The sequence below is a fragment of the Sulfitobacter sp. 1A13368 genome (genome assembly GCF_043557275.1).
Classification (GTDB): domain Bacteria; phylum Pseudomonadota; class Alphaproteobacteria; order Rhodobacterales; family Rhodobacteraceae; genus Sulfitobacter; species Sulfitobacter faviae.
Window position 1 is genome coordinate 204,149 of record NZ_JBIFFR010000006.1, and the last position, 26,300, is coordinate 230,448.

Consider the following 26,300-nt stretch of genomic DNA (forward strand, 5'->3'; position numbering starts at 1 on the left):
AGGGGCATTGCGGCCCTTTGTCAATGCGAAGCCCTTACTTGTGCTTCACGATCTCGCCCGAACGCAGCCGCGCGACATAGCTGTTCAACTCGCGCTTCACGATCGGCATCAGGAAATAGAGCGCGATGATGTTCACGATCGCCATGGAGAAGAGCATCGCATCGCTGAAGTCGATCACCGGCCCAAGGCTCGCCGCCGCGCCGATCACGATGAAGAGGCAGAAGATCACCTTGAAGGTCAGCTCCTTCGCCGCCCCCTCGCCAAAGAGATAGGTCCATGCCTTGAGCCCGTAGTAGGACCAGCTGATCATGGTCGAGAAGGCAAAGAGCACCACCGCCACCATCAAGAGCACCGGGAACCACGAGAAGGCCCGCGCATAGGCCGCCGAGGTCAACGCCACGCCGCTCACGTCGCCCTCGGTCGCGATCCGGCCTGCCTCGGCGTTCCAGATGTAGAGACCGGTTTCAGGGTCTTGGTTGAGCACGCCGCTGATCACGATGACCAGCGCGGTCATGGTGCAGATCACCACCGTGTCGATGAAGGGCTCCAAAAGGGCGACATAGCCTTCGGTCACCGGCTCCTTGGTGCGCACCGCAGAGTGGGCGATGGCCGCCGAACCGATGCCCGCCTCGTTGGAGAAGGCCGCGCGGCGGAAGCCTTGGATCAACGCGCCGGTAAACCCGCCGACCACGCCAAGGCCGGTAAAGGCGCCCATGAAGATCTGGCCAAAGGCCCAGCCGATCATGTCCCAGTTGATGATCAGGATCAGGATCGAGACCAGCACATAAAAGACACCCATGAAAGGCACGATCTTCTCGGTTACCCGGGCAATGGATTTCAAACCGCCCGCGATCACAGCAAAGGTCACGCCCGCAAGGACAACCCCTGTGATCCAGCCTGGATAGTCACCCAAGACCCCCGCAAGCTGGGCATGGGCTTGGTTGGCTTGGAACATATTGCCGCCGCCAAGCGCGCCGAGGATGGTGAAGATCGAAAAGAGCACCGCCATGAAGCCACCCAGCGGCAGGCCCCGCTCGGAGAAGCCTTTGACGATGTAATACATCGGCCCGCCCGAGACATGGCCGTCGGGGAATTCATTGCGGTATTTCACCCCGAGCGTACATTCGGTGAACTTGGTCGCCATGCCGAACAGGCCCGCGATCACCATCCAAAAGGTCGCCCCCGGCCCGCCGATGCTGACCGCCACCGCGACGCCCGCGATGTTGCCCAGACCCACGGTGCCCGACAGCGCCGTCGCCAGCGCCTGAAAGTGGCTCACCTCGCCCGCGTCGTCGGGATCGGAGTAATCCCCCTTCACAAGCTGGATCGAATGCCAGAACCCTTTGAGCTGGATGGCCCCGAAATAGACGGTGAAGACCACGGCCCCCACGACCAGCCAAAGCGCGATCCAAGAGAAATTCGTCCCCGGCAGCGGGGCAAAGATGAATGACACATACCAGCCGGTGTAATCGGCAAAGATCTGGTTGATACGTTGGTCGATGCCCGCAGCCTCTTGCGCGGCGGCAAGGCCCGGCAGCAATGACGCAAAGGCCGCCATCGCAAAGGTCAGTAACTTGTTCATGGCGTTTCCTTTCAGGGAATGATCGTGACCGGCACGCTGGAGCCCGCGACCAACCGGCCCGTCACCCCACCAAAGAGCCGCTTGAGGCCCCGCTCACCAACCCGCCCGACGACGATCTGAACCGCGCCGCGCTTTTTGGCCACCGCTTCGAGGATATCGGCCACATCGCCATGCCGCACGATCCCCTCGACCTCGACACCGGCGGCCTTGGCCTCGGCCACGGCAGGGTCGAGCACCACGTCATGGGCGCGCTGCAACTCCTGCTCGCGTCGCTTGTGGCGCTGCTCGTTCTCTTCCTTGGTCTGAAAGGTGAAAGGCGACCATTCGATCACAAAGCAAACGGTGATCGAACAATCCCCGATCTGTTTGGCCTGTGACTGGGCAAACGCCAAGGCTCGCGCGCCGGCCTCCGACCCGTCCAGACCCACAACGATGGTGGATTTTGTCATGAGTATTTCCCTGTTGTTGCGCTGAAACCGGCGCACCGCGAACGGCGAGAACCGCCTTCAACCTCCCTACTCTGCGCTAGGCGGTTTTTACCGTCCAACCGCAGATTGAATAAATTCTAGCGCGAAAACGGCAGAAAAGTCGACCGAATTTCACTGATCGACTGCGCAGATCGCCTGCCAAACCATTGCAAAACCACCCGATAGCCCGCACCGCCCGTTGTGGCGCAGGGTGCCGGGGCACGCCCTGCAAGGCCCCGCCGGGCAAGGTGCCTGCACGATACAGAGTGTTTGATATTGCCCCGCCCGGGCGATATTGCACTGCAAACCCCAAAACGCGTTGCAAGGATTCTCCAATGGCCGCCTATCAATACGTCTATCACATGTCCGGCGTCTCCAAGACCTATCCCGGGGGCAAGAAGACATTCGAAAACATCCACCTGAACTTCCTCCCCGGCGTGAAGATCGGTGTCGTCGGCGTCAACGGCGCGGGTAAGTCCACCCTGCTCAAGATCATGGCCGGGCTCGACAAGGATTTCTCGGGCGAGGCTTGGGCCGCCGAGGGCGCCAAGGTCGGCTACCTGCCGCAGGAGCCGAAGCTCGACCCCGAAAAAACCGTGCGCGAGAACGTGATGGAGGGCGTGGCCGAGAAGAAGGCGATCCTCGACCGTTACAACGAATTGGCGATGAACTACTCGGATGAGACCGCCGAGGAGATGGCCAAGCTGCAAGACGACATCGACGCGCAGAACCTCTGGGACCTCGACAGCCAGATCGACGTGTCGATGGAGGCGCTGCGCTGCCCGCCGGACGACGCGATGCCGGAAAACCTCTCGGGCGGTGAGGCGCGCCGCGTGGCGCTCTGTAAGCTGCTTCTCGAAGCACCCGACATGCTGCTGCTCGATGAACCGACCAACCACCTCGACGCCGAGACCATCGCTTGGCTGCAGCAGCACCTGATCGACTACAAGGGCACCATCCTCTGCGTCACCCACGACCGTTACTTCCTTGACGACATCACCGGCTGGATTCTTGAGCTCGACCGCGGCCGCGGCATTCCTTACGAGGGCAACTACTCCGACTGGCTGGAGCAAAAGGCCAAGCGTCTGGCGCAGGAAGCCCGCGAGGACAAGTCCAAGCAAAAGACGCTGGAGCGCGAACTCGAGTGGATGCGCCAAGGCGCCAAGGCCCGTCAGGCGAAATCCAAGGCCCGGATCGCGGCCTATAACGAGATGGCCGAACAATCTGAGCGCGAAAAGCTTTCCCGCGCCCAGATCGTCATCCCCAACGGTCCGCGCCTCGGCAACAAGGTGATCGAGGTCGAAGGTCTGAAGAAGCACATGGGCGACAAGCAGTTGATCGACGGGCTCGACTTCTCGCTGCCACCGGGCGGCATCGTTGGTGTGATCGGCCCCAACGGCGCGGGTAAATCGACGCTCTTCAAGATGCTGACCGGGCATGAGAAACCCGACGAGGGCAGCATCGAATACGGCGACACGGTTGAGCTGTCCTACGTCGACCAAAGCCGCGACGATCTGAACCCCGACGACACCGTCTGGCAGGCGATCTCGGGCGGGGCGGAGCTGATCAAGCTGGGTGATGCCGAGGTGAACAGCCGCGCCTATTGCTCGTCCTTCAACTTCAAGGGCGGCGACCAGCAGAAGAAAGTAGGCCTTTTGTCGGGCGGTGAGCGCAACCGTGTGCACATGGCGCGGCTGCTGAAAGAGGGCGGCAACGTGCTGCTGCTTGACGAACCGACCAACGATCTGGACGTCGAAACACTCCGCGCGCTCGAAGATGCGCTGGTGGATTTCGCCGGCTGCGCCGTGGTCATCTCGCACGACCGTTTCTTCCTCGACCGGATTTGTACGCATATTCTGGCCTTCGAGGGCGAAGCGCATGTCGAGTGGTTCGAGGGCAACTTCGAAGACTACGAGGAAGACAAGAAGCGCCGTCTGGGTGCCGATGCGCTGGAGCCCAAGCGTCTGAAGCACAAGAAGTTCGCGCGGTAAGCCTTGCGACTTAGCGATTTGGAGGGCGTCGGAATTCCGGCGCCCTTTTTCTTTTGCGCAACGCCGCAACAGCCCCGCCCGGTGGTATACCGGGCATCGCCCTCCCTCCCCCCGGAGGGCGTTTCTGCAACGCTACAACAGCTTGCCAGACCTCCACATCCTGCAGCGCCCTGCCAAACAGCGCGGTAGCGGTTCGCCCCCCAGGGAGGGCGACGCCCTTACCGCTTACCTTCAACGCAAAAACCCGCCCGCGATGCGGACGGGTCTATCCCTTCAAAGGCTCCTGCCCTCAGCGTTCGTCGTCGATCGCCGTTTCCAACTGGGCAAAGAGATTGTCCTCATCATGCCGCACCAGACCATGGAGCGGATCCCAGCTTTGCAGATATTCGCGCAGTTTGTTGCTGGCCGACAGACCCGACCAGAGGCGCTGTTCGGTCACCGAATGCACCTGCAAGGACGGGGGCAGCCCGCCGTTCATGCCCTTGCCATCCCAGTTCTTCTCCAGATGCTCGCGCATCCGCTCGGCCATAGAGGCCGTGTTCAACCGCGCGCGACTCATCACCACGCCAATGAAACGCCCGCTGCCCGCATAGGCCAGATGAAAACGCATGCCCTCCAGCGAATGTACCGAAGCGCGGGCCACCTGCTCCATCTGGCGGCGGAAGGCCGGCGCCTTGACCGCGCGGTAGATGCCGCGCGCCCCCTCGACCGAGATCGAAAACAGGCTCATCGAGAAACAGCCGCTCGGCAGGCGCAGCAGGTAATTCTCAAGCGCGGAGACGTTGCTACAGGCCGAGACATCGAGATCGAAATCTTCGTCAAAGCGGATTTGCATCATCTGCGTCAACTCGGTCAGCGTATGCTGCGCCTCGCGTTCGCGCAGCAGAGACGCGTTGAGCATGCTGGCGGCATTGATCCGCGCGCTGAGTTCGACACCATCCAGCGGTTTGCAAAGGAAATCCGTGGCACCCGCGTCAAAGGCCCGCTGCATCATCGCAGGCTCTTTGCTGGCGGTGATCATGATGATCGGCACGGCGCGGTAAAAGGGCACATCGCGGATCATCTCACACAGGCTGATCCCGTTGATGCCCGGCATCATGATATCAAGCAGGAAGGAATCGAAGGGCCGGTTCGACTCCTGCATGATCTCCAGCGCTTCTTCCGAGCTTTCGCAGCAGGTCAGCTCGTAATTGTCATTCTCGGTCAGGCAACCTGTGAGCAGATCAAGGATGACCGGGTCATCGTCTACGGCAAGGATACGCATCATGTCTCGTTACTCCACATGGGGGGGCGCTGGCAGGCGCACTTGGGGCTTTCTGGCAAAAAACCACCTACGCCGGGCAGTAATGAGACCGGTTTGCGGCAAACTCGGGACGGTGCAATTTGGCGTGTTTCCCGCAAAATATGGGGATCGCGAAACTTCGTGGCGGGAATTTGCCGAAATCTGCGCTCCCGGACCCGCCGAAACCCGCCAAAATGCGATGCCCCTTGAACGAATCCCCCCCGAGTGCAATATAGACGGTGCAGACGTTATCTTTTTCGACCCACTGTCTCCCTCATACGGCGCTCAGTCTATCGATCCAGACCAACCACGCCGGGCCATCGCACCAACGCGGATGGCATCAATATGGAGACTACGGATATGGCCACTGGCACCGTAAAATGGTTCAACACAACTAAAGGCTTCGGCTTCATCGCACCCGACGGCGGCAGCAAAGACGTTTTCGTGCACATTTCCGCTGTTGAGCGCGCTGGCCTGACCGGCCTGGCCGACAACCAGAAAGTGACCTTCGACATCGAAGCTGGCCGTGACGGCCGTGAATCCGCGACCAACCTCGCGCTGGCCTAAGGCCCGGGGGCTTCGGCCCTGATGCAAGAATTCGAACCGACCTGCCGATACCGGCAGGTCGGTTTTTTTATGTCCGGCCTTGCTAAAATGGCCTCTCATGGCAAAATGCGGGCGAAACGCATTATTTTGATGGAGCCTGCCATGCGCCGCCGTACCTTTTTGACCAGCACCGTGGCCGCGGCCGCCCTTCCCCTGATGGCGCAGGCCCGCACCGCCGCCTATGACCCCGCCCCGCAGATGGTCCCGGTCAAGGCACAATATGCGCCCGGCCAATTGCTGATCCTGCCGCGGAGTCATTACCTCTATTTCGTGACGTCGCCGGGCCAAGCGATGCGCTATGGCGTGGGCGTCGGCAAAGCGGGGCTGGAGTTCACCGGCACCGCGACCATCGACGTGAAAAAGGAATGGCCCACGTGGCGGCCAACCAATGAGATGATCGAACGCGACCCGCAGGCTTACAAACGTTTCATCGGCAACACCGACGCCCAGCCCGGCGGCCCCGGCAACCCCTTGGGCGCGCGGGCGCTCTACCTGTTCCAGAACGGGCGGGACACCTATTTCCGCATTCACGGCACCACACAGCCGAACTCCATCGGGCGGTCCGTGTCGAACGGCTGCATCCGGATGCTGAACGAGCATGTGATCGACCTGTACCAGCGGGTGCCGATTGGGACGAAGGTCACGGTGCTCTAAGGCCCCTTTCGACAACACCCGGCCCGGAATCAAGCCGCAGGCGCCGGGCCATCGCCTGCCCGCCCCGACGGGTAGGCGATTTAGTGAGTTCGGGTGCGACCTTGCGAAGGCGCATCACGGCTGAACCATAAAGTGGCACGAGGCCCTATCGGATCGCCGACCCGCGTGCAGGCGCTGGCCCTTCCCACCAAGAAAAAGGGCCAGCGCAGCGCCGGCCCCTCCCCTCATCATAGACGCGAAAGCTTACTGAAGCGCCTTATCCGTCACGTCATGTGTCCAAGCGCCCTCAGGCGCCTTGGTGATCATGCCACCTTCCATGGTGATCGCCGCACTGCGATCAAAGGCCGCCTCGTCCAGCCGCCCGTCGCTGCCCTCGGTCAGCTTGGCGATCTCGCCCATCATGCGGGTCTGGTGCTTCTCGGTCTGGGCGCCGGTCTGGTCGTTTTCCAGCACGATCTCGGCGGCTTCCTCGACATTCTCCTCGGCGTATTTCCAGCCTTTCATGGAGGCCCGGACGAAACGCGCCAGTTTGTCGACCATCTCGGGGTCTTCGAGGTTCTCTTCGGTGGTATAAAGGCCGTCTTCCAGCGTGGAGATGCCCTCGTCCTCATATTTGAAGACCACCAAATCCTCGGGCGTCAGCCCTGCGTCGATTACCTGCCAATATTCGTTGTAGGTCATGGTGGTGGCGCATTCGACCTGCTTTTGCAGCAGGGGATCGACGTTGAAGTTGATCTTCTGGATCGTCACGCCGCCCTCGGAGCCATCGGTGGGATAGCCCAGCTTGCCCATCCAACTCATCAGCGGGATCTCATTGCCGAAGAACCATGTGCCCAGCGTGTTGCCGGGGAAGTCCTCGGGGCTTTCGATGCCATGTTCCTTGAGGCAGGTCAGCATCAGGCCGGATTTCGCGAAGGGCTGCGCGATGTTGACGATCGGCGCGCCCTTCTCGCGCGCGGCCAGCGCCGAGGGCAGCCAGTCCACCATCACGTCAGCCCCGCCGCCCAAGAGCACCTGCACCGGCGCGATGTCCGGGCCGCCGGGCTTGATCGTGACATCCAGCCCCTCTTCTTCGTAGAACCCCTTGTCCTTGGCCACATAGTAGCCCGCGAACTGGGCCTGTGTGACCCATTTGAGCTGTAGTGTCAGGTCGTCGGCGGCCTGCGCCACGCCCCCCCAGAGGCCCAAGGCGGCCCCGGCGGCGATCTTCGTGATGGTTTTCATTTTTATCTCCCTGTTGGTTGGTCGTCTCTAGTTCCTTTGGCTGGGGTGCCAGAAAGTCACCCGTCCTTCGATAAGGGCCATGATACCATAGAACGCCGATCCGGCTATTGCCGCGACCACAATCTCGGCCCAGACCAGATCAAGCGCAAGCTGACCCACCGAGGTGGAGATGCGAAAGCCCATCCCCAGCACCGGAGAGCCGAAGAATTCAGCAACGATGGCGCCGATGAGGGCAAGGGTGGTGCCGATCTTCAACCCGTTGAAGACAAAAGGCATCGCCGCAGGCAGCCGCAGTTTCAGCAGCGTCCGCCAATAGCCCGCCGCATAGGTGCGCATCAGGTCGCGCTGCATGGCGTCGCTGGCTTGCAGCCCCTGCACCGTGTTCACCAGCATCGGGAAGAACACCATGACCACGACAATCGCCGCTTTCGACTGCCAGCCGAAGCCGAACCACATCACCATGATCGGCGCCATGCCGATGATCGGCAGCGCGGCCACGAAGTTGCCCACCGGCAAAAGGCCGCGTTGCAAGAACGGAAAGCGGTCAATCGCCAGCGCCGTCAGGAAGGCCGCGCCGCAGCCGATGATGTAGCCGCTGAGCGCCCCCTTGATGACTGTCTGCACGAAGTCGATCCACAGGATATCGAGCGACGTGGCCATGCGCGCCGCGATGACTGAGGGCGCGGGCAGCAGCACTTGGTTGATCTCGAACCCGCGCACCACGCCTTCCCAGACGGCGATCAGCGTGATGCCAAAGACCACCGGTGCCGCCAGCGATGCTCCCCGCGAGGGCCGCTGCCGCGCCAGCCAGACATTGAGCGAAAGGCCCGCGAGCCATGCGACAATGGCAAAAAGAACCCAAAACATCATGCCATCCCCATCCGCTTCAGCGTCAGCCGCTGGATCAGCCCGATGAGCCCCACCATGGCCGCCGCCAGTGCCGCTGCCATGAGAAGCGCACTCCAAATCTGAACGGTCTGGCCGTAGTAGCTACCCGCCAGCAAACGCGCACCGAGACCTGCCACGGCACCGGTCGGCATTTCGCCCACGATGGCGCCGACAAGCGAGGCTGCGACCCCCACTTTCAGCGAGGTGAAAAAATAGGGCATCGAGGACGGCAGCCGCAGTTTCCAGAAGGTCTGCCAGCCGCTCGCGTTCCATGTGCGCATCTGGTCAAGCTGCATCTGGTCGGGGCTACGCAGCCCCTTCACCATGCCCACGACGACCGGGAAGAATGACAGATACATGCTGATGATCGCCTTGGGCAGCAGGCCCGAGAGGCCCACGGCATTCAGCACCACGATGATCATCGGCGCGATGGCGAGGATAGGAATGGTCTGGCTGGCGATCACCCAAGGCATGACGCTCATGTCCATCGTGCGGTTGAAGACGATGCCCACGGCGAGAAGCGTGCCGAGCGCGGTGCCCATGACAAAGCCCAGAAAGGTCGCGCTGAAGGTGACCCATGTGTGATAGATCAGCGAGCGTTTCGAGGTGACCTTCTTCTCCACCGTGGTCTTCCACAGTTCCGCGCCGACCTGATGCGGCGCCGGCAGTTTCGGTTTCTCCTGCGACCAGGTGTCGGCCACCAATTCCGAGAATGTCAGCGTCTTATCGGCCCGTGCCGCCACATCACGCGCCCATTGCGCGTTAAGCGCGACAGCCGCGCCATACCAGATGACGATCAACAGACCCACGACCGTGAGAACGGGGATAATGTTACGCATCAATCGTCCCCATGCCCGGCGCGCAGCCCCTCGCGCACGCGGTGCGCGATCTCAAGGAATTCCGGCGTCTCACGGATCTCCAGCGGGCGTTCGCGCGGCAACGGGCTTTCGATCACGTCGGCAATCCGTCCGGGACGCGGGCTCATCACCACGATCTTGGTGCTGAGGTACACCGCCTCGGGGATCGAATGGGTAACGAAAGCAATCGTCTTTTCCGTCCGCGCCCAAAGCTTCAGCAGTTGCTCGTTAAGGTGGTCGCGCACAATCTCGTCCAACGCGCCGAAAGGTTCGTCCATCAGCAGAATGTCGGCATCGAAGGACAGCGCCCGCGCGATGGAAGCGCGCTGCTGCATCCCGCCCGACAACTGCCAAGGGAACTTTTTCTCAAAACCCGAAAGCTCCACGAGGTCGAGCACCCGTTGCACCCGCTCGGCTTGTTCGGCGCGGGGCACGCCCATGATCTCCAAGGGCAGCCGGATGTTGCCGCCAATGGTGCGCCACGGATAAAGCCCCGCCGCCTGAAAGACGTAGCCATAGGCCCGCGATTTACGCGCTTCCTCGGGCGAGACGCCGTTGATGGTCACGCTGCCGCCCGTGGGCTGCTCGAGGTCGGCCATGACCCTCAGAAAGGTCGTCTTGCCGCAGCCCGAGGGGCCGATGAAACTGACGAAATCCCCTTTGTGGATCTCGAGGTTCACGTCTTTCAACGCGTGGACCGGCCCGTCATTGGTTTGAAAGGTCAGGTCAAGATTGCTGGCGCTGATCACGCTCTGGCTGTCATTCACGTATTTTACTTCCCTGTTGGTCGGCCGCTTTTAGCGCGGCACTTTACCCGGTTGTCGTGGCGGCTCTACATGGCTCAGATCCCCGCCGGAATGTTCAGCGGATCGCGCTTGATCATCTTGGGGCTGTTCAGTTCCTTCCACTTGCTGAGGGCCACGTTGGCGCTCGGGAAGGCCGGGCGCGGCACGAAACGGCCACGACCGGGCTGCGGCTGGCTGTTCTGACCCCAGGCCCAGATCACCTCGCCACGGCTCAGGGTATAGCGGCTCTGCGCCTTGACCTCGAAGCCCTCGAAGACGTTGTAATCCAGCACCGAATGGTGGTTCGCGGGGCTGATCGTCTTGGTGATCTTCGGGTCCCAGACCACGATATCGGCATCCGCCCCTTCGACGATGGCACCCTTTTGGGGATAGATGTTGAGGATCTTGGCAATATTCGTCGATGTCGCGGCGACGAATTCATTGGGCGTGAGCCGCCCCGTCTCGACCCCTTCGGTCCAGAGCACGGCCAGACGTTCCTCCAGCCCGTTCGAGCCGTTGGGGATGATGCGGAAATCATCGCGGCCCGCACGTTTCTGCTCAGTGCTGAAGGCCGCATGGTCGGTCGCCACCACCTGCAGGCTGCCCGATTGCAAACCGGCCCAGAGGCTGTCCTGATGGTCTTTCGAGCGGAACGGCGGCGACATGACGCGGCGCGCGGCATGGTCCCAATCGGTGTTGAAATACTCAGACTCGTCCAGCGTTAGGAACTGGATCAGCGGCTCACCATAAACCCGCATCCCCTTCTGCCGCGCACGCCGGATCGCCTCGTGGGTCTGCTCGCAAGACACATGCACGATATAGAGCGGCACCCCCGCCGTATCGGCGATGGTGATGGCGCGGTTCGCGGCCTCGCCCTCAAGCTCAGGCGGGCGGGAATAGGCGTGGCCCTCCGGCCCGGTGATACCCTGATCGAAATACTTCTGCTGCAACTCGGCCACCAGATCGCCGTTCTCGGCATGAACCATCGGCAGCGCGCCCAGTTCTGCGCAGCGCTTGAAGGAGGCGAACATCTCGTCGTCCTCGATCATCAAGGCCCCCTTGTAGGCCATGAAGTGCTTGAAGCTATTCACCCCCATGTCGACCGCGTCTTTCATCTCGTTGAAGACGGTCTCGTCCCAGCCGGTGACGGCCATGTGATAGCCGATGTCCGAGCAGATCTGCGGTGCCGACTTGCGGTGCCATTCGTTGATCGCGTTCTTGATGCTGCCATCGGCGCCGGGCAGGCAGAAGTCGACCACCATCGTGGTGCCGCCCACCGCCGCGGCCCATGTGCCGGACTCGAAGGTCTCGGCCGCCGTGGTGCCCATGAAGGGCATCTCCAAATGCGTATGCGGATCGATCCCGCCGGGGATCACATAGGCGCCTTCCGCGTCGATGTATTCGTCACCCGTAAGGTCCTCGCCGATGCGCTTGATCTTCTCTCCCTCGATCAGCACGTCGGCCTTCCACGTCCGATCCGCCGTGCAGACCATGCCACCCTTGATTACCTTGCTCATCTTTCACTCCCCATCTTTCTGGCTGTTCACATCGGGGGGCCGGGGCAGCACCCCCGACCTCCGCCCGAGTGTTCAGCCCTCTATTTCCGCTGTCTCCAGCACCGCATGGAGCAGCACATCCGCCCCCGCCTTGGCCCAATCCTTGGTGATCTCCTCTGCCTCGTTATGGCTCAGACCATCGACACAGGGGCACATCACCATCGCCGTGGGGGCCACGCGGTTGATCCAGCAGGCATCATGGCCCGCGCCAGAGATCAGGTTCATATGGCTGTAGCCCAACCGTTCGGCGGCGTTACGCACAGCCGTCACGCAGCCCTCGTCAAAGGCCACGGGATCAAAGCCGCCGACCTTTTCAAATTCGATCTGCACATCCATATCGTCGGCGATCTTTTGGCCCTCTTCGCGCAGACGGGCCTCCATATCCTCGATGACCGACAGTTCGGGCGACCGGAAATCGACGGTAAAGACCGTCTTGCCGGGGATCACATTGCGCGAGTTGGGATAGACCTCGATATGGCCCGCCGCGCCGACCGCATGGGGCGCGTGGCTGAGCGCGATCTCGTTCACCTTCTCCAACACCCGCGCCATGCCCAGCCCCGCATCGCGGCGCATCGGCATGGGGGTGGAGCCGGTGTGGCTGTCCTTGCCGGTGATCGTCACCTGCGTCCAGCTCAGGCCCTGCCCGTGGGTGACAACGCCAATATCCTTGCCCTCGGCCTCCAGAATCGGGCCCTGTTCGATGTGCAACTCAAAGAAGGCATGCATCTTGCGCGCGCCGACTTCCTCCTCGCCGCGCCAGCCGATGCGCTGCAATTCGTCGCCAAAGCTCTTGCCCTCAGCATCGGTGCGCGCGTAAGCCCAGTCTTGCGTGTGGATGCCAGCAAAAACCCCCGACGACAGCATCGCGGGGGCGTAACGGGTGCCTTCTTCGTTGGTGAAGTTGGTCACGACGATCGGGTGTTTGGTCTTGATCCCCAGATCGTTCATCGTGCGGATGATCTCCAACCCGCCGAGCACGCCAAGGATGCCATCGTATTTCCCGCCCGTCGGCTGGGTGTCGAGGTGGCTGCCTACATAGACCGGCAGCGCATCGGGGTCGGTGCCCTCCCGCTGGGCGAACATATTGCCCATCTGGTCGAGCCCCATGGTGCAGCCCGCCGCTTCACACCACTTTTGGAACAAGGCACGGCCTTCGGCGTCTTCGTCCGTCAGCGTCTGGCGGTTGTTGCCCCCCGCCACGCCGGGGCCGATCTTAGCCATTTCCATCAAGGAATCCCAAAGACGGTCGGGATCAATCTTGAGGTTCTCTCCGGGCGCGGGCATAGGTCACTCCTCTGTCATCGGCTTGGGCCGTGTTGTTTTTTTACCATTTGGTAAATCCACGATTGCGATTAGGTTAGGCTCTGTCAAGAACTGGTTTGAAACAACCCGCCGCCGATCCGGCAAACGCCTTTTTTAGCAGCACCAAGGATCATTGCCTTGCCCGAAAGCACCGCCAAGAAACCCAGCCGCATCCAACGACGCAACCGCCGGGTGATTCTGGATGCCGCGCTCGAAGTCTTTTCCAAACACGGTTACCGGGGTGCCACGCTGGATCAGATCGCCGCCGAGGCTGGGCTGAGCAAACCGAATATTCTCTATTACTTCAATGGCAAAGAAGACATTCACGTCACTTTGCTGTCGCAGCTGATGGAAACATGGCTCGACCCGCTGGTGGAACTGGACCCCGAAGGCGACCCCCGGCGCGAGATTTTGGACTATGTCGAACGCAAGCTGACCATGTCGCGCGAATTGCCGCGCGAAAGCCGTCTTTTCGCCAATGAAATCCTGCAAGGCGCCCCGCGGATCGAGCCGGAATTGCACAGCCATCTCAAACCCCTGTTTGATGAGAAATGCGCCGTGATCGCGGGCTGGGTGGCGGCTGGCAAACTGCCCGCGCTGGACCCGCAGCACCTGATCTTCTCGATCTGGGCGACGACCCAGCACTACGCGGATTTCGAGGCGCAGGCGCAAATCCTGCTCGGTCCCGAGACCGATCCCCGGCCCCGCGCGCAGGCCCATCTTCGGGCGATGTTCGGCGCGCTTTTGGACCAGCCCGCGCCAGCGCCAAACGGTTAACCATAGCCCCGAGAACCGGCTCGCGCTTAATGCCCGGTTAACACATAAACCCCAGTTTGCCTGCGGGTGTGGGCTCCTTACGACACAAAGGGGCAGTGATGAATGTAGGCGATTTGAACCGCGCAGGGGCTGCGCGGGATGCGAAAGGTGCAAATCGGAAAGGGTCTCGTGAAGCCACGGACGCGCCGCGGGTCACCCGCGAAGAGATGGCAAGGGATGCGGCCATGGCGCTGATTGCGGCGCGGCGTGATGTAGCGCAGATGGCCCCGCCGCCCACGGCCGATACCACCACCCCGCCCCGCAGAAAATCCTGAACCCGGGGCGCGGTGGGTCTTGTCTTACTCTGCCGGTTCGACCGCGTGGACGGAGGGGTTATTGGGGTGCGTGGTCCAATTGGCATAGTCCGGCGTCACCGTCTTGCCCGTGCGCAGGTCGGTGGTGCCCGCCGCCAATTCCTCCATTGAGATGCAGTCTTCGACCGGGCAGACGTTGACGCAGAGATTGCAGGCGACGCATTCCTCTTCGATCACGGTGAAAGTGCGGTCTTCGGACATGGCGATGGCTTGGTGGCTGGTGTCCTCGCAAGCCGCAAAGCAACGCCCACAGGAGATGCACAGGTCCTGATCGATCTTCGCCTTGGCGACGTAGTTCAGGTTCAACTGGTTCCAGTCGGTCACGTTCGGCACCGCGCGCCCCACCAGTTGGTCGACCGAGGTCAGCCCCTTGTCGTCCATATATTCCGACAGGCCCGAGATCATCTCTTGCACAACCTTGAAGCCATAGGTCATCGCCGCCGTACAGACCTGCACATTGCCCGCGCCAAGGGCGAGGAACTCCGCCGCGTCGCGCCATGTGGTGACGCCGCCGATGCCGCTGATTGGCAGACCGTGGGTCTCGGGGTTGCGGGCGATCTCGGCCACCATGTTGAGCGCGATGGGCTTGACCGCCGGGCCGCAATAGCCGCCGTGGGTGCCCTTGCCGTCGATCGTGGGCTCAGGCGCGAAGAGGTCCAGATCGACCGAGGTGATCGAATTGATCGTGTTGATCAGGCTCACCGCATCCGCACCACCGCGCTTGGCGGCCTCGGCAGGGTAGATCACGTTGGTGATGTTCGGCGTCAGCTTCACGATCACCGGCATGCGGGTGTACATCTTGCACCAGCGGGTGACCATTTCGATATATTCCGGCACCTGCCCCACGGCAGAACCCATGCCGCGCTCGGCCATGCCATGCGGGCAGCCGAAGTTCAGCTCGATCCCGTCGGCGCCGGTCTCCTCCACATGCGGCAGAATGGCTTTCCACGCCTCCTCCTCACAAGGGACCATGATCGAGGCGATGAGCGCGCGGTCGGGGTAGTCGCGTTTCACCGCCTTCATCTCGCGCAGGTTCACTTCCAGCGGGCGGTCGGTGATCAACTCAATGTTGTTGAGGCCCAGCAGCCGCCGATCCGCGCCCCAGATCGCGCCGTAGCGTGGGCCATTGACGTTGACCACCGGCGGCCCTTCGGAGCCGAGAGTCTTCCAGACCACCCCGCCCCAGCCCGCCTCATAGGCGCGGCGCACATTGTATTCCTTGTCCGTCGGCGGGGCGGAGGCCAGCCAGAACGGGTTGGGGGATTTGATCCCGATGAAGTCGCTTCTCAGATCAGCCATGTTATGTCTCCCTCTCGGCGCGGCCTCAGCCCGCCGCCCCCATCAATGTGGTGTGAATGTCCATCGCCGCATCACGGCCCTCGGCCACGGCGGTCACCGTCAGGTCATCGCCGCCGCTGGCGCAGTCGCCCCCGGCCCAAACCCCGTCGAGGCTGGTGCGCCCGGTGCCATCGACCTTGATCTTGCGCCCGTCGAGGTCGGGCAGCCCCTCGCCCAACAGCGTCTGACCGATGGCCTTGAACACCTGATCCGCTTGCAGGCGCAGGGTTTGGCCGGTGCCTTTCATCGCCTCATCGACATATTCAAACTCGATCTCGCGCACCGACCCGTTGCCATGTACGGCAATCGGCACCGCATGGGTCACGATCCGCACCCCCTTGGAGGCAGCGAGGTCTTGCTCGAACACGCTTGCATTCATCCGGTCGCGCCCGCGGCGATAGACCAGCGTCACATTCAACGCGCCAAGCAGCTTCGCCTGCACCGCCGCGTCCACTGCCGTCATCCCGCCGCCGATCACCACCACATCGCGGCCAATCGGCACGCCGGAAATATCGCTGGCCTGCCGCAGTTCGGCGATGAAATCGACCGCATTGGCAACCCCGGCCTTATCCTCGCCCTCGGCCCCGAGGGCATTCACGCCGACCAGCCCCATCGCGAGGAAAACCGCGTCGTAATCGGCCTTCAGTTCATCGAGAGTGACATCCCGGCCCACGGCAACCTCGTGCCGGAAGGTGATCCCGCCGATCTGCATCAGCCAATCCACCTCGGCCTGCGCGAAGCCGTTCGGGGTCTTATAGGCCGCAATGCCATATTCGTTCAGCCCGCCGGGCTTGGGCCGCGCGTCGATGATCTCGACATCATGGCCCAGCATCGCCAGACGGTGCGCGCAGGACAGACCCGCAGGCCCCGCGCCCACCACTGCGATACGCTTGCCCGTGGCTGCGGCCCGTTCAAACGGATGCACGCCCTGCGCCATCAAATGATCCGTCGCATAGCGCTGCAACTGGCCGATCAACACCGGCTTGCCCTCGGCCACCTCGCGCACGCAGACCTCTTCGCAGAGCGTCTCTGTCGGGCAGACCCGGGCGCACATGCCGCCGAGGATGTTCTGGCTCAGTATCGTCTTGGCCGCCGCATCGGGCGTGCCCGTGGCGATCTGCCGAATGAACAGCGGAATGTCGATATCGGTCGGGCAGGCCGTCATGCAGGGCGCGTCGTGGCAAAAGTAACAGCGGTCCGCCGCGACCAGTGCCTCATGTTCGTCCAAGGGCGGATGAAGATCCGAAAACCCCTCGGCATAGCTCTGCGGTTCTAACCGCCCCGGAACGATCCCCGGCTCAAACACATCTCGTGCCATATCAAAATCCCTGTCGTTTTCTTGGTGTTTTGAAAACGCTCTCACGGAATCATTTTTTTATCAACTGGTAAATTTTTGAAAAACGCGCCTTCCGGAAAATCCCGAGATGCCTGCCAGTTTTGTAACAGGCAGGTTATATTTCATGGGCGCTTCCTTGCTTGCGCCCCCTCGCCCCGTAAAAATCCTTGATTTTAAAAATAGAGATTCCAATATCACAACTGCGACGCGAAGACTTTTCGACCCGGCTGCCCTAAGGCTCCAGCGATCACGAATTCGACCGAGCCGCGCTGCCGCATGTTGCGGGCAGATCAAAGAGAGGGAGACACGGGGCATGGCTACTGGCACCGTAAAATGGTTCAACACGACAAAAGGCTACGGCTTCATCGCACCGGATGCGGGCGGCAAGGACATCTTTGTCCATATTTCCGCAGTGGAACGCGCCGGGCTGACCGGGCTGGCCGACAACCAAAAGGTCACTTTTGACGTCGAAGCGGGCCGCGATGGCCGCGAAAGCGCGAGCAACATCGCGCTGGCCTGAACGGGCCACATCACGAGGATCGAAACGGACGCTGCGGCGTCCGTTTTTGTTAGCGGCGCTCGGCGGCGCGGGCGGCAAGCTCTGCCACCGCAGGGCCGATGTCCTCCACGATCAGCGCCACCCCTTCGGCATTGGGGTGGATGCCGTCGCCTTGGAAATAGCGCTGCACCGTCTCGCTCCGCGCGCTGGCGGCATTCTTTTCCTCGGCCAGCAGGCCGGTAAAAAAGTCCGGGTAAAACAGCGTGCCGTAAGCCTCGGCCAGATCGGGGTAGAGCCCTTCGAACTCCGCCTTATAGCCTGGCCCATAGTTGCCCGGCGCGCTCATGCCGACCAAGAGCACCTCAACCTCCGCCTTTTCCGCAGCGGCAAGGATGCCGTCGATGTTGCCGCGCGCCTGCGCCGGGTCCAGCCCGCGCAGCAGGTCGTTGCCCCCCAGCGTCACGATCATCGCGTCCACCTCGGGCGTCAGGGTCCAGTCGACCCGCGCCAGCCCGCCAGCGGTGGTATCGCCCGACACGCCCGCGTTGAGGATCTTGGCCTCGACCCCCTCGGCATCCAGCCAGTCTTGCAATTGCGGCACGAACCCCTCCTCGGCGGGCAGCCCGTAGCCTTGGGTCAGGCTATCGCCGAGGGCTGCGATCACCACCTCCTCGGCCTGCGCCGCGTTGCCTAAAATAAAGGCAAAACAGATCAATACCTTGCGCATCCTTCGCGGACCTCCATATCCATCACGTATCCCAAGCCAAAGGCGACCCGATGAGCGACCCTGTCTATGACCTTCAAGATGTCACGCTGAGCCTCAAGGGCAATGCCGGCCCCGTCGATATTCTGCGCGGCATTTCGTTGCAGGTCCAGCAAGGGGAGAGCATCGCGCTGACCGGCGCTTCCGGGTCGGGCAAATCCTCGCTTCTGATGGTCATGGGCGGACTGGAGCGCGCCACGGGCGGCAAGGTCACCGCCCTCGGCCATGACCTGAGCGCGCTGCGCGAGGACGGGTTGGCCCGGTTCCGGCAAGGGCGCATGGGGATCGTCTTTCAGTCTTTCCACCTCATCCCCACCATGACCGCGCTTGAGAATGTCGCCACCCCGCTGGAGCTTTCGGGCGCCGATGATGCCTTTGACCGCGCGCGGGCCGAGTTGGAGGCCGTGGGGCTGGGCCACCGGATCAACCAATATCCCGCACAGATGTCGGGGGGCGAGCAACAGCGCGTGGCACTCGCCCGCGCCGCAGCCCCCCGCCCCGCGATCCTTTTGGCGGATGAGCCGACAGGCAGTCTCGACAGCCGCAATGGGGCCGCGATCATGGACCTGCTGTTTGAACTGCGCGACCGCCATGGCGCGACGCTGGTTCTGGTCACCCATGCCGATGATCTGGCGCAGCGCTGCGACCGGGTGGTGGAACTTCGCGACGGGCGCCTCGCATGAGCCTGCGCCTTGCCGCCCGTTTCGCCCGCCGGGAAATGCGCGGCGGCCTGCGCGGCTTTCGCCTGCTGCTGGCCTGTCTTGCGCTCGGCGTGGCCGCGCTGGCCGCTGTCGGGACCGTCCGCGCGGCGATCGAAGCCGGGCTGGAGGCCGAGGGCGCGGCCCTTCTGGGCGGCGATGCCGAGCTTGATTTCACCTACCGTTTCGCCACCCCCGAAGAGCGCAACTGGATGGCCGAACGCGCCACGCGGGTCTCCGAGATCGTCGAGTTCCGCTCCATGGCCGTCACCGGCGCGGGCGAGACCTCAGAACGCGCGCTCACGCAGGTCAAGGCGGTCGATGACCTCTATCCGCTGATCGGCGAGATGGTCTTGGACCCCGTCCTGCCGTTGGAAGATGCCCTTTCGCCCGAGGCCACCGCTCTGCCCGGCGCGGTGATGGAACGGGCACTGGCGGATCGGCTGGCCCTCTCCCCCGGTGACACTTTCGCCGTTGGCGAGGCTGAGTTCACCCTGACCGCGCTGATCAAACGCGAACCGGATTCCGCCGCCAGCGGATTTTCCCTTGGGCCCCGCACACTGGTCAAACGCGCGGCACTCGAAGGCTCCGGCCTGCTTGCCCCCGGCACGCTCTTCAACAGCAAATACCGTCTCGAATTGCCCCAGGGCACCGCCCTCGCCCCGCTCGAAGCCGAGGCCAAGGCGCGTTTTGCCGATGCCGGGATGCGCTGGACCGACGCGCGCAACGGCGCGCCGGGCGTGGCGCGTTTCGTCGAACGGCTGAGCGCCTTTCTGGTGCTCGTCGGGCTCTCGGGCCTTGCCGTCGGCGGGGTCGGCGTGGCAGCAGCGGTGCGGGCCTATCTGCAACGCAAGACCGCCGTCATCGCCACCTTCCGCGCCATGGGGGCATCCCGCGCGACGATCTTTCAGACCTATTTCATCCAAGTCGGCATTCTGGCCATGGTCGGGGTCGCCCTTGGCCTGCTGATCGGGGCGGGGCTGCCCTTGCTGCTTGCGCCGCTGATCGAGGCAAGCCTGCCCCTGCCCGCGCGTTTCACCCTCTACCCCGCCCCGCTGATTGAGGCCGCGCTCTACGGGCTGCTGACCGCTGCTCTCTTCACCCTCTGGCCGCTCGCGCGCAGCGCCGATGTTCGCGCCGCGACGCTGTTCCGCGACGATTGGCAACGGCAATCGCCTTGGCCCGCCGCGCCCTATCTCGTCGCGATGGCGCTGCTGCTGGCCACTCTGCTTGTGCTGGCGGGTTGGTTCAACGGCTCGTGGTCGCTCACGCTTTGGACACTGGGCGGATTGGCCGCGACGCTCGCCGTGCTCGCGCTGGCGGCGACTCTCTTGCGTCTGCTGGCCCGTACGGCGGCCCGCCGGGCGCGGGGCCATCCGCGCCTGCGGTGGGCGCTGGCGGCCATCGGCGGCCCCGGCGAAGGGGCGACGGCGGTAGTGTTGGCGCTTGGCCTTGGCCTCTCGGTGCTGGCCGCCGTGGGGCAGATCGACGGCAACCTACGCCGGGCGATCTCGGGCAACCTGCCTGATGTGGCACCCTCCTACTTTTTCGTCGACATCCAGAAAGACCAGATGCCCGGCTATACCGCGCGGCTTGAGGGCGATCCAGCCGTGTCGCGCATCGAAAGCGCCCCGATGCTGCGCGGCGTGATCACCCAGATCAACGGACGCCCCGCGCGTGAGGTCGCGGGCGATCACTGGGTCGTGCGCGGCGACCGGGGGGTGACCTATGCCGCGCTGCCGGGCGAAGACACGCGCATCACGGCGGGGGAATGGTGGGCGCAGGATTACAGCGGCGATCCGCAAATCAGCTTTGCCGCCGAAGAGGCCGCAGAGATCGGGCTGGAGCTGGGCGACACGCTCAGCGTCAACATCCTTGGCCGCGACATCACCGGCACGATCACCAGCTTTCGCGAGGTCGATTTCTCGACCGCCGGGATCGGTTTCGTGCTGACGATGAACCCCGCTGCCCTCGCCGGTGCGCCGCATAGTTTCATCTCGACCGTCTATGCCGAACCCGAGGCGGAGGCCGCGATCTTGCGCGATCTTGCCAGCGAATACCCCAACATCACCGCCATCCGCGTGCGCGATGCGATCGACCGGGTCGCGGCGGTGCTGGCCGGGCTCGCCTCTGCCATCTCCTTTGGCGCCTTGGCCACACTGGCGACGGGGTTCATGGTGCTGATCGGGGCCGCCGCTGCAGGCACCGGCGCGCGCAGCTATGAGGCGGCGCTGCTGAAAACCATGGGCGCCTCACGCCGCGCCATCGCCACCAGCTTTGTGCTGCGCGCCGCGCTGCTCGGCCTCTTTGCCGGGGCGGTGGCGCTGCTGGCGGGGATCACCGGCGGCTGGGCCGTGAGCCATTTCGTCATGGAGACCGATTTCGCCGTGGTCTGGCCCAACGCGCTGATGATCATCGCGGGCGGCGTCTTAGCCACGGTGCTGGCGGGTCTGGGCTTTGCGCTGAAGGCGCTGAACGCACGTCCCGCAGATATGCTAAGGGCGCAGGAGTGATCCCGCGCCCTTAGGTGTTGTCTGGGTCTGAACCTTACTCCGCCGCTTCGGCGTAGTCCTCCAGCGGCGGGCAGGTGCAGATCAGGTTGCGGTCGCCGTGCACGTTGTCGACGCGGTTGACCGGCGGCCAGTATTTGTCGACCCGGAAGGCGCCCGGCGGGAAACAGCCCTGTTCGCGGCTGTAGGGACGGTCGCCCCATTCCACCACCAGATCCTCCACCGTGTGCGGCGCGTTCTTGAGCGGGTTGTTTGCGCGGTCCATGCGGCCTTCCTCGATCTCGCGGATCTCCTCGCGGATCGCCAGCATCGCATCGCAGAAACGGTCCAACTCGGCCTTGGTCTCGGACTCCGTCGGCTCCACCATCAGCGTGCCTGCCACCGGCCAGGACATGGTCGGCGCGTGGAAGCCGCAGTCGACCAGACGCTTTGCGACATCCTCGTTGGTGATCCCCGCCGTCTCCTCATAGGGGCGCACGTCAATGATACATTCATGCGCCACCCGGCCAGAGGGGCCTTTGTAGAGCACGTCGTAAGCCCCTTCGAGCCGCTTGGCGATGTAGTTGGCGTTGAGGATCGCCGCCCGGGTCGCCTGCGTCAGACCGTCCCCGCCCATCATTAGGCAGTAGGACCAAGAGATCGGCAGCAGGGAGGGAGAGCCGTAAGGTGCCGCGGAGACGGCGGCGCCTTCCTCGTTCGGGTGGCCCGGCAGATGCGCGATCAGATGCGATTTCACGCCGATGGGGCCCATGCCGGGGCCGCCACCACCATGCGGGATGCAGAAGGTCTTGTGCAGGTTCAGGTGGCTCACGTCGCCGCCCAGATCGCCGGGGCGGGACAGGCCCACCATGGCGTTCATGTTGGCCCCGTCGATATAGACCTGCCCGCCGTGGTCATGGGTGATCTTGGTCACCTCGTGCACGGTCTCCTCGAAAACGCCGTGGGTCGAGGGATAGGTGATCATGCAGCCGGCGAGGTTCTCACTGTGCTGCTCGGCCTTGGCGCGGAAATCGTCGAGATCGATGTCGCCGTTAGAGGCGGTCTTGATCACCACCACCTTCCAGCCGACCATCTGGGCCGAGGCCGGGTTGGTGCCATGCGCACTCATCGGGATGAGGCAGATGTTGCGGTGCCCCTCGCCCTTGGCGCGGTGATAGGCAGCGATGGTCAGAAGACCTGCGTATTCGCCCTGCGCGCCGGAGTTCGGCTGCATGGAAATCGCGTCATAGCCGGTGATTTCGCAGAGTTTGTCCGAGAGATCGTCGATCATCTCGCGGTAGCCAAGCGCCTGATCGGCGGGCACGAAGGGGTGAATGAGCGAGAACTCGCGCCATGTCACCGGCATCATCTCGGCAGCCGAGTTCAGTTTCATGGTGCAGGAGCCGAGCGGAATCATCGCGCGGTCGAGCGCGAGGTCACGGTCCGCGAGACGACGCATGTAGCGCATCATCTCGGTCTCGGCCCGGTTCATGTGGAAGATCGGGTGCGTGAGGTAATCGCTCGTGCGCAGCAGCCCCTCGGGCAGACGGTACTCGGGCGTGAAATCATCATCCGCCTGACGGATGCCGAAGGCGCGCCAGACCGCTTCGATCGTGTCAGGGCGGGTGCGCTCGTCGAGCGTGATGCCGACGCGGGTCTCACCCACGCGGCGCAGGTTGATGCCCTCGTCCACGGCGGATTTCATCACCGCGGCCTGCAGCGGGCCGACCTCGACGGTGATCGTGTCAAAATAGGCATCCGGCTGCACCTCGAAGCCCGCGGCCTCCAGCCCCTTGGCCAGACGTACGGTCTTGCGGTGGATGCGCTGCGCGATGGCCTTGAGGCCCTCCGGCCCGTGGAACACGGCATACATCGAGGCCATGACGGCCAGCAGCGCCTGCGCGGTGCAGACGTTCGACGTGGCCTTCTCACGCCGGATGTGCTGCTCGCGGGTCTGCAACGACAGGCGGTAGGCACGGTTGCCATGGGCGTCGATGGAGACACCGACGATCCGGCCGGGCATGGCACGTTTCATGGAATCCTTACAGGCCATATAGGCGGCGTGCGGGCCGCCGTAGCCCTCGGGCACGCCGAACCGCTGGGTGCTACCGACGGCGATGTCCGCGCCCATGGCGCCCGGCTCTTTCAGCAGGGTCAGCGACAGCGGGTCGGCGGTGACGATGCCCACGGCCTTGACCTCGTGCAGCGCCGCCATGTGATCGGTGAAGTCGCGCACATGGCCATAGGTGCCGGGATACTGAAAGATCGCGCCGAAAACCTTCTCGGCCTCCATCTCCTCGGGTTCGCCGACGATGACCTCGATGCCCAGAGGCTCGGCGCGGGTCTTCATCACGGCGATGTTCTGCGGGTGGCAGTTCACGTCGATGAAGAAACCCTTGGCTTTCGATTTCGAACTGCGCTGCGCCATTGTCATCGCTTCGGCGCAGGCCGTGGCCTCGTCCAACAGCGACGCATTCGCGATTTCGAGCCCGGTGAGGTCGCTCACCATGGTCTGGAAGTTGAGCAGCGCTTCCAGACGGCCCTGTGAAATCTCGGGCTGATAGGGCGTATACGCGGTGTACCACGCCGGGTTCTCAAGGATGTTGCGCTGGATCGCCGGGGGCGTGACCGTGCCATGGTAGCCCTGACCGATCAGGCTGGTGAGCACCTTGTTCTTGCCCGCGACGCGGCGCATGTGCTCAAGCACCTCACGCTCGCTCATCGCCTTGCCAAAGTCGAGCGGCTGTTTCGCCCGGATCGCCTTGGGCAGCGTGTCGTCGATCAGCGCATCAAGGCTTTCGGCGCCCACGGTGTCGAGCATCTGCGACATCTCGGAAGGGGACGGGCCAATGTGACGCCGGTTGGCGAAATCATAGGGCAGATAATCGGTGGGCTTGAAGCTCATGTCGGGTTCCTCGTCACGGCGCGGCAGGGCGCCCCCTGTTTGTGGCGCGCCGCCCATGGGGCGACGCAGGTGATCAGCATCGCCGGTCCCCCGGCGCGCGCGGCGGTTTAGCCGATGAATTTCTGATAGGCGGCTTCGTCCATGAAGTCGTCCATCTGGCTGGCGTCAGAGACCTTCATCTTAAAGAACCACGCCTCGCCCTGCGGGTCGTCGTTGACCATGCTGGGGTTGTCGGTCAGCGCGCCGTTCACTTCCGTGATTTCACCGTCGATGGGGGCAAGGATGTCCGACGCCGCCTTCACGGATTCGATCACGACGACCTCGTCGTCCTTGCTGACGGTGGTGCCTTCCTCAGGCAGTTCCACGAATACGACATCGCCCAGCTGCTCGGCAGCGTGGTTGGTGATGCCCACGACCACTTCGTCACCCTCGACGCGCAGCCATTCATGCTCTTCGGTAAATTTCATAATGGAGTTCCCTGTGTAGATTCAGCGTTTGAAGTTCGCCGCGACGAACGGCATTTTCGTGACAGTCAGCGGCAAGCGCTTGCCGCGCACCTCGCCCCAGAGCGCGGTGTCGACCTTCGCATGCTCGGCGCTGACATATCCCATGGCAACCGGGCCGCCAACCGTCGGACCAAAGCCGCCGGAGGTCACGCGGCCGATCTCGTTGCCGCCCTCGGCGGCATCATAAATGGCGACCCCCTCGCGCATCGGGGCACGCCCCTCGGGCAGCAACCCCACGCGCTTGCGCGGCGCGCCGTCGGCCAATTGTTGCAAGATCACGCCCGCGCCCGGGAAGCCGCCCGCGCGGTCGCCGTCCTCGCGCCGCACCTTCTGGATGGCCCAGTTCAGCGCCGCCTCGACCGGCGTGGTGGTGGTGTCGATGTCGTGACCATAAAGGCAAAGCCCGCCTTCCAGCCGCAGGCTGTCCCGCGCGCCAAGGCCGATGGGCTCGACCTCCTCCATCGCCACAAGCTTTCGCGCCAGCGCCACCGCGTCACCATTGGCGACGGAAATCTCGTAGCCGTCCTCCCCGGTGTAACCCGAGCGCGACAGGGTGACGGTGATCCCATCAAGATCGACGTCCCGCGCCACATCCATGAATTTCATATCCGCCACCGAGGGCTGCAACCGCGCCAAGGCAGCCTCGGCCTGCGGCCCCTGCAACGCCAGCAGCGCGCGATCGTCCAGCACCTCGACCTCGCAGGTCTCCGACAGGTTCGCGCGCATCAGGGCGATGTCGTCGTCCTTACAGCCCGCGTTGACCACGACGAAGAGTTGATCGCCGAGGTTCGCGAGCATCAGATCATCCAGAATACCGCCATTGGGATCGGTAAACATGGCATAGCGCTGGCGCATCTCCCCAAGGCCCAGCACATCGACGGGCACGAGCCGCTCCATCGCCAAGGCCGCATCCTCATAGCTGCCAGACTTGGCGCGAACGACGACCTGCCCCATGTGGCCCACATCGAACAACCCGGCGGCGGCACGGGTGTGCAGATGTTCCTTCATCACGCCAAGAGGGTATTGCACGGGCATGGAATAGCCCGCAAAGGGCACCATCTTGGCCCCCAGTTCCACATGCAAATCATGCAATGCCGTCTGCTTGAGATCGCTCATCCGGTTCGCCTTTCCTGTCGCTTCCGGATGACCTTTTGACCATGCCGGCACCTTGGCGCCGCAAATGCTGCGCCTGATGCCCCCTCTGTCCTTCCGCCTGAGATCGTTATCCCTTCGGCGTGCGCATCCGCGCCCCTCTCCAGAGTCTTGGTCACATCACGGTCCTGGGGCCTGAGAGTTTCCGGGGCGGTTGCTCCTTCGGCATCGGTGTTAACCGATTCTCCCGTGACGATTGGGCCTTTCGTATGCTGGGGCATACCTCTGCGTCAAGCATGCTTGTGAGCGGATGCGACACATGTTTTCTTACCGGCAACACGGCAGATGGA

Annotated in this window: 23 protein-coding genes and 1 riboswitch; of the genes, 8 read left to right on the plus strand and 15 right to left on the minus strand. The window is 63.3% G+C overall.

The features are described from left to right. Window positions 1-34: 34 nt before the first annotated feature. The gene (locus tag ACGYK4_RS13660) at window positions 35-1,582 is read right to left on the minus strand and encodes an alanine/glycine:cation symporter family protein (protein WP_394456996.1); all 1,548 of its coding nucleotides are present in this window, start codon (window positions 1,580-1,582) and stop codon (window positions 35-37) included. Between the two features lie 11 nt (window positions 1,583-1,593). Then, on the minus strand, window positions 1,594-2,031 hold the full coding sequence (locus tag ACGYK4_RS13665; RefSeq protein ID WP_168612985.1) for a universal stress protein: 438 nt from the start codon (window positions 2,029-2,031) through the stop codon (window positions 1,594-1,596). A gap of 353 nt (window positions 2,032-2,384) precedes the next feature. Here ACGYK4_RS13665 and ettA point away from each other — a divergent pair, with 353 nt between their 5' ends. Continuing rightward, on the plus strand, window positions 2,385-4,040 hold the full coding sequence (gene ettA / locus ACGYK4_RS13670) for an energy-dependent translational throttle protein EttA (protein ID WP_394431981.1): 1,656 nt from the start codon (window positions 2,385-2,387) through the stop codon (window positions 4,038-4,040). Window positions 4,041-4,329: 289 nt separating this feature from the next. On the opposite strand, the gene ACGYK4_RS13675 is transcribed toward ettA, so the two are convergent. Beyond that, window positions 4,330-5,307, minus strand: coding sequence for a PleD family two-component system response regulator (locus tag ACGYK4_RS13675; RefSeq protein WP_394431983.1), 978 nt, complete (start codon window positions 5,305-5,307; stop codon window positions 4,330-4,332). A 375-nt stretch (window positions 5,308-5,682) separates the two neighbouring features. Here ACGYK4_RS13675 and ACGYK4_RS13680 point away from each other — a divergent pair, with 375 nt between their 5' ends. Together ACGYK4_RS13680 and ACGYK4_RS13685 are read left to right on the plus strand one after the other, a co-directional pair. Further along, entirely contained in the window at window positions 5,683-5,889 is a 207-nt protein-coding gene (locus ACGYK4_RS13680) for a cold-shock protein (protein WP_067265226.1), read from the plus strand. 141 nt (window positions 5,890-6,030) lie between these two features. Further along, window positions 6,031-6,582 (plus strand): L,D-transpeptidase, encoded by a 552-nt coding sequence (locus ACGYK4_RS13685; protein WP_067265327.1) that lies wholly within the window; start codon window positions 6,031-6,033, stop codon window positions 6,580-6,582. A gap of 243 nt (window positions 6,583-6,825) precedes the next feature. On the opposite strand, the gene ACGYK4_RS13690 is transcribed toward ACGYK4_RS13685, so the two are convergent. The 6 genes from ACGYK4_RS13690 to ACGYK4_RS13715 form a co-directional block, all read right to left on the minus strand. Continuing rightward, window positions 6,826-7,806: an ABC transporter substrate-binding protein gene (locus tag ACGYK4_RS13690; protein WP_394412519.1), complete on the minus strand. Its 981-nt coding sequence runs from the start codon at window positions 7,804-7,806 to the stop codon at window positions 6,826-6,828. Window positions 7,807-7,833: 27 nt separating this feature from the next. After that, entirely contained in the window at window positions 7,834-8,673 is an 840-nt protein-coding gene (locus ACGYK4_RS13695; protein ID WP_394457074.1) for an ABC transporter permease, read from the minus strand. Continuing rightward, entirely contained in the window at window positions 8,673-9,533 is an 861-nt protein-coding gene (locus ACGYK4_RS13700) for an ABC transporter permease (RefSeq protein ID WP_394456997.1), read from the minus strand. Before ACGYK4_RS13700 ends, ACGYK4_RS13695 begins: the two co-directional genes overlap by 1 nt. Then, entirely contained in the window at window positions 9,533-10,318 is a 786-nt protein-coding gene (locus tag ACGYK4_RS13705) for an ABC transporter ATP-binding protein (RefSeq protein ID WP_394456998.1), read from the minus strand. Before ACGYK4_RS13705 ends, ACGYK4_RS13700 begins: the two co-directional genes overlap by 1 nt. A 74-nt stretch (window positions 10,319-10,392) precedes the next feature. After that, window positions 10,393-11,853 (minus strand): dihydropyrimidinase, encoded by a 1,461-nt coding sequence (hydA, locus tag ACGYK4_RS13710; RefSeq protein ID WP_271692325.1) that lies wholly within the window; start codon window positions 11,851-11,853, stop codon window positions 10,393-10,395. 72 nt (window positions 11,854-11,925) lie between these two features. Continuing rightward, complete coding sequence (locus tag ACGYK4_RS13715; protein WP_394457000.1) at window positions 11,926-13,176, minus strand: Zn-dependent hydrolase; 1,251 nt, start codon at window positions 13,174-13,176, stop codon at window positions 11,926-11,928. 156 nt (window positions 13,177-13,332) lie between these two features. Here ACGYK4_RS13715 and ACGYK4_RS13720 point away from each other — a divergent pair, with 156 nt between their 5' ends. Together ACGYK4_RS13720 and ACGYK4_RS13725 are read left to right on the plus strand one after the other, a co-directional pair. Beyond that, window positions 13,333-13,971 (plus strand): TetR family transcriptional regulator C-terminal domain-containing protein, encoded by a 639-nt coding sequence (locus tag ACGYK4_RS13720; RefSeq protein WP_394457002.1) that lies wholly within the window; start codon window positions 13,333-13,335, stop codon window positions 13,969-13,971. Between the two features lie 98 nt (window positions 13,972-14,069). Beyond that, on the plus strand, window positions 14,070-14,285 hold the full coding sequence (locus ACGYK4_RS13725; protein ID WP_394457003.1) for a hypothetical protein: 216 nt from the start codon (window positions 14,070-14,072) through the stop codon (window positions 14,283-14,285). A gap of 24 nt (window positions 14,286-14,309) precedes the next feature. Here ACGYK4_RS13725 and preA read toward each other — a convergent pair whose 3' ends face one another. After that, window positions 14,310-15,623 carry an NAD-dependent dihydropyrimidine dehydrogenase subunit PreA gene (gene preA / locus ACGYK4_RS13730; protein ID WP_394457004.1) on the minus strand — a complete coding sequence of 438 codons (1,314 nt, stop codon included), beginning with the start codon at window positions 15,621-15,623 and terminating at the stop codon, window positions 14,310-14,312. A gap of 25 nt (window positions 15,624-15,648) precedes the next feature. Continuing rightward, on the minus strand, window positions 15,649-16,980 hold the full coding sequence (locus tag ACGYK4_RS13735) for an NAD(P)-dependent oxidoreductase (RefSeq protein ID WP_394457006.1): 1,332 nt from the start codon (window positions 16,978-16,980) through the stop codon (window positions 15,649-15,651). A gap of 331 nt (window positions 16,981-17,311) precedes the next feature. Between ACGYK4_RS13735 and ACGYK4_RS13740 the strand changes: the two genes are divergently transcribed. Then, the gene (locus ACGYK4_RS13740) at window positions 17,312-17,518 is read left to right on the plus strand and encodes a cold-shock protein (protein ID WP_209217039.1); all 207 of its coding nucleotides are present in this window, start codon (window positions 17,312-17,314) and stop codon (window positions 17,516-17,518) included. Between the two features lie 49 nt (window positions 17,519-17,567). Here the strand turns inward: ACGYK4_RS13740 and ACGYK4_RS13745 are convergent, their stop codons facing one another. Further along, a complete protein-coding gene (locus ACGYK4_RS13745) occupies window positions 17,568-18,224 on the minus strand; it encodes an arylesterase (protein WP_394457008.1) in 657 nt (218 codons plus the stop codon). 50 nt (window positions 18,225-18,274) lie between these two features. Between ACGYK4_RS13745 and ACGYK4_RS13750 the strand changes: the two genes are divergently transcribed. Both ACGYK4_RS13750 and ACGYK4_RS13755 read left to right on the plus strand, forming a co-directional pair. Beyond that, the gene (locus ACGYK4_RS13750; RefSeq protein ID WP_067265258.1) at window positions 18,275-18,943 is read left to right on the plus strand and encodes an ABC transporter ATP-binding protein; all 669 of its coding nucleotides are present in this window, start codon (window positions 18,275-18,277) and stop codon (window positions 18,941-18,943) included. Beyond that, window positions 18,940-21,471 carry an ABC transporter permease gene (locus tag ACGYK4_RS13755; protein WP_394457009.1) on the plus strand — a complete coding sequence of 844 codons (2,532 nt, stop codon included), beginning with the start codon at window positions 18,940-18,942 and terminating at the stop codon, window positions 21,469-21,471. The genes ACGYK4_RS13750 and ACGYK4_RS13755 overlap by 4 nt, the downstream gene beginning before the upstream one ends. 34 nt (window positions 21,472-21,505) lie before the next feature. On the opposite strand, the gene gcvP is transcribed toward ACGYK4_RS13755, so the two are convergent. The 3 genes from gcvP to gcvT form a co-directional block, all read right to left on the minus strand. Continuing rightward, window positions 21,506-24,352, minus strand: coding sequence for an aminomethyl-transferring glycine dehydrogenase (gene gcvP, locus ACGYK4_RS13760; RefSeq protein ID WP_394457010.1), 2,847 nt, complete (start codon window positions 24,350-24,352; stop codon window positions 21,506-21,508). Window positions 24,353-24,459: 107 nt separating this feature from the next. Further along, a complete protein-coding gene (gene gcvH, locus ACGYK4_RS13765; RefSeq protein WP_067265267.1) occupies window positions 24,460-24,819 on the minus strand; it encodes a glycine cleavage system protein GcvH in 360 nt (119 codons plus the stop codon). Window positions 24,820-24,840: 21 nt separating this feature from the next. Further along, a complete protein-coding gene (gene gcvT, locus ACGYK4_RS13770) occupies window positions 24,841-25,974 on the minus strand; it encodes a glycine cleavage system aminomethyltransferase GcvT (protein WP_394457012.1) in 1,134 nt (377 codons plus the stop codon). Window positions 25,975-26,123: 149 nt separating this feature from the next. Next, window positions 26,124-26,210, minus strand: a riboswitch (glycine riboswitch). Window positions 26,211-26,300: the final 90 nt, after the last annotated feature.

Coding starts and splice junctions, on each gene's coding strand:
- ACGYK4_RS13750 (WP_067265258.1), top strand. CDS start 18,275: ATGAGCGACCCTGTCTATGACCTTCAAGATGTCACGCTGAGCCTCAAG.
- ACGYK4_RS13700 (WP_394456997.1), bottom strand. CDS start 9,533: ATGCGTAACATTATCCCCGTTCTCACGGTCGTGGGTCTGTTGATCGTC.
- ACGYK4_RS13665 (WP_168612985.1), bottom strand. CDS start 2,031: ATGACAAAATCCACCATCGTTGTGGGTCTGGACGGGTCGGAGGCCGGC.
- ACGYK4_RS13735 (WP_394457006.1), bottom strand. CDS start 16,980: ATGGCACGAGATGTGTTTGAGCCGGGGATCGTTCCGGGGCGGTTAGAA.
- ACGYK4_RS13715 (WP_394457000.1), bottom strand. CDS start 13,176: ATGCCCGCGCCCGGAGAGAACCTCAAGATTGATCCCGACCGTCTTTGG.
- hydA (WP_271692325.1), bottom strand. CDS start 11,853: ATGAGCAAGGTAATCAAGGGTGGCATGGTCTGCACGGCGGATCGGACG.
- ACGYK4_RS13740 (WP_209217039.1), top strand. CDS start 17,312: ATGGCTACTGGCACCGTAAAATGGTTCAACACGACAAAAGGCTACGGC.
- ettA (WP_394431981.1), top strand. CDS start 2,385: ATGGCCGCCTATCAATACGTCTATCACATGTCCGGCGTCTCCAAGACC.
- gcvT (WP_394457012.1), bottom strand. CDS start 25,974: ATGAGCGATCTCAAGCAGACGGCATTGCATGATTTGCATGTGGAACTG.
- ACGYK4_RS13745 (WP_394457008.1), bottom strand. CDS start 18,224: ATGCGCAAGGTATTGATCTGTTTTGCCTTTATTTTAGGCAACGCGGCG.
- gcvH (WP_067265267.1), bottom strand. CDS start 24,819: ATGAAATTTACCGAAGAGCATGAATGGCTGCGCGTCGAGGGTGACGAA.
- ACGYK4_RS13660 (WP_394456996.1), bottom strand. CDS start 1,582: ATGAACAAGTTACTGACCTTTGCGATGGCGGCCTTTGCGTCATTGCTG.
- preA (WP_394457004.1), bottom strand. CDS start 15,623: ATGGCTGATCTGAGAAGCGACTTCATCGGGATCAAATCCCCCAACCCG.
- ACGYK4_RS13675 (WP_394431983.1), bottom strand. CDS start 5,307: ATGATGCGTATCCTTGCCGTAGACGATGACCCGGTCATCCTTGATCTG.
- ACGYK4_RS13755 (WP_394457009.1), top strand. CDS start 18,940: ATGAGCCTGCGCCTTGCCGCCCGTTTCGCCCGCCGGGAAATGCGCGGC.
- ACGYK4_RS13690 (WP_394412519.1), bottom strand. CDS start 7,806: ATGAAAACCATCACGAAGATCGCCGCCGGGGCCGCCTTGGGCCTCTGG.
- ACGYK4_RS13680 (WP_067265226.1), top strand. CDS start 5,683: ATGGCCACTGGCACCGTAAAATGGTTCAACACAACTAAAGGCTTCGGC.
- ACGYK4_RS13695 (WP_394457074.1), bottom strand. CDS start 8,673: ATGTTTTGGGTTCTTTTTGCCATTGTCGCATGGCTCGCGGGCCTTTCG.
- ACGYK4_RS13685 (WP_067265327.1), top strand. CDS start 6,031: ATGCGCCGCCGTACCTTTTTGACCAGCACCGTGGCCGCGGCCGCCCTT.
- gcvP (WP_394457010.1), bottom strand. CDS start 24,352: ATGAGCTTCAAGCCCACCGATTATCTGCCCTATGATTTCGCCAACCGG.
- ACGYK4_RS13725 (WP_394457003.1), top strand. CDS start 14,070: ATGAATGTAGGCGATTTGAACCGCGCAGGGGCTGCGCGGGATGCGAAA.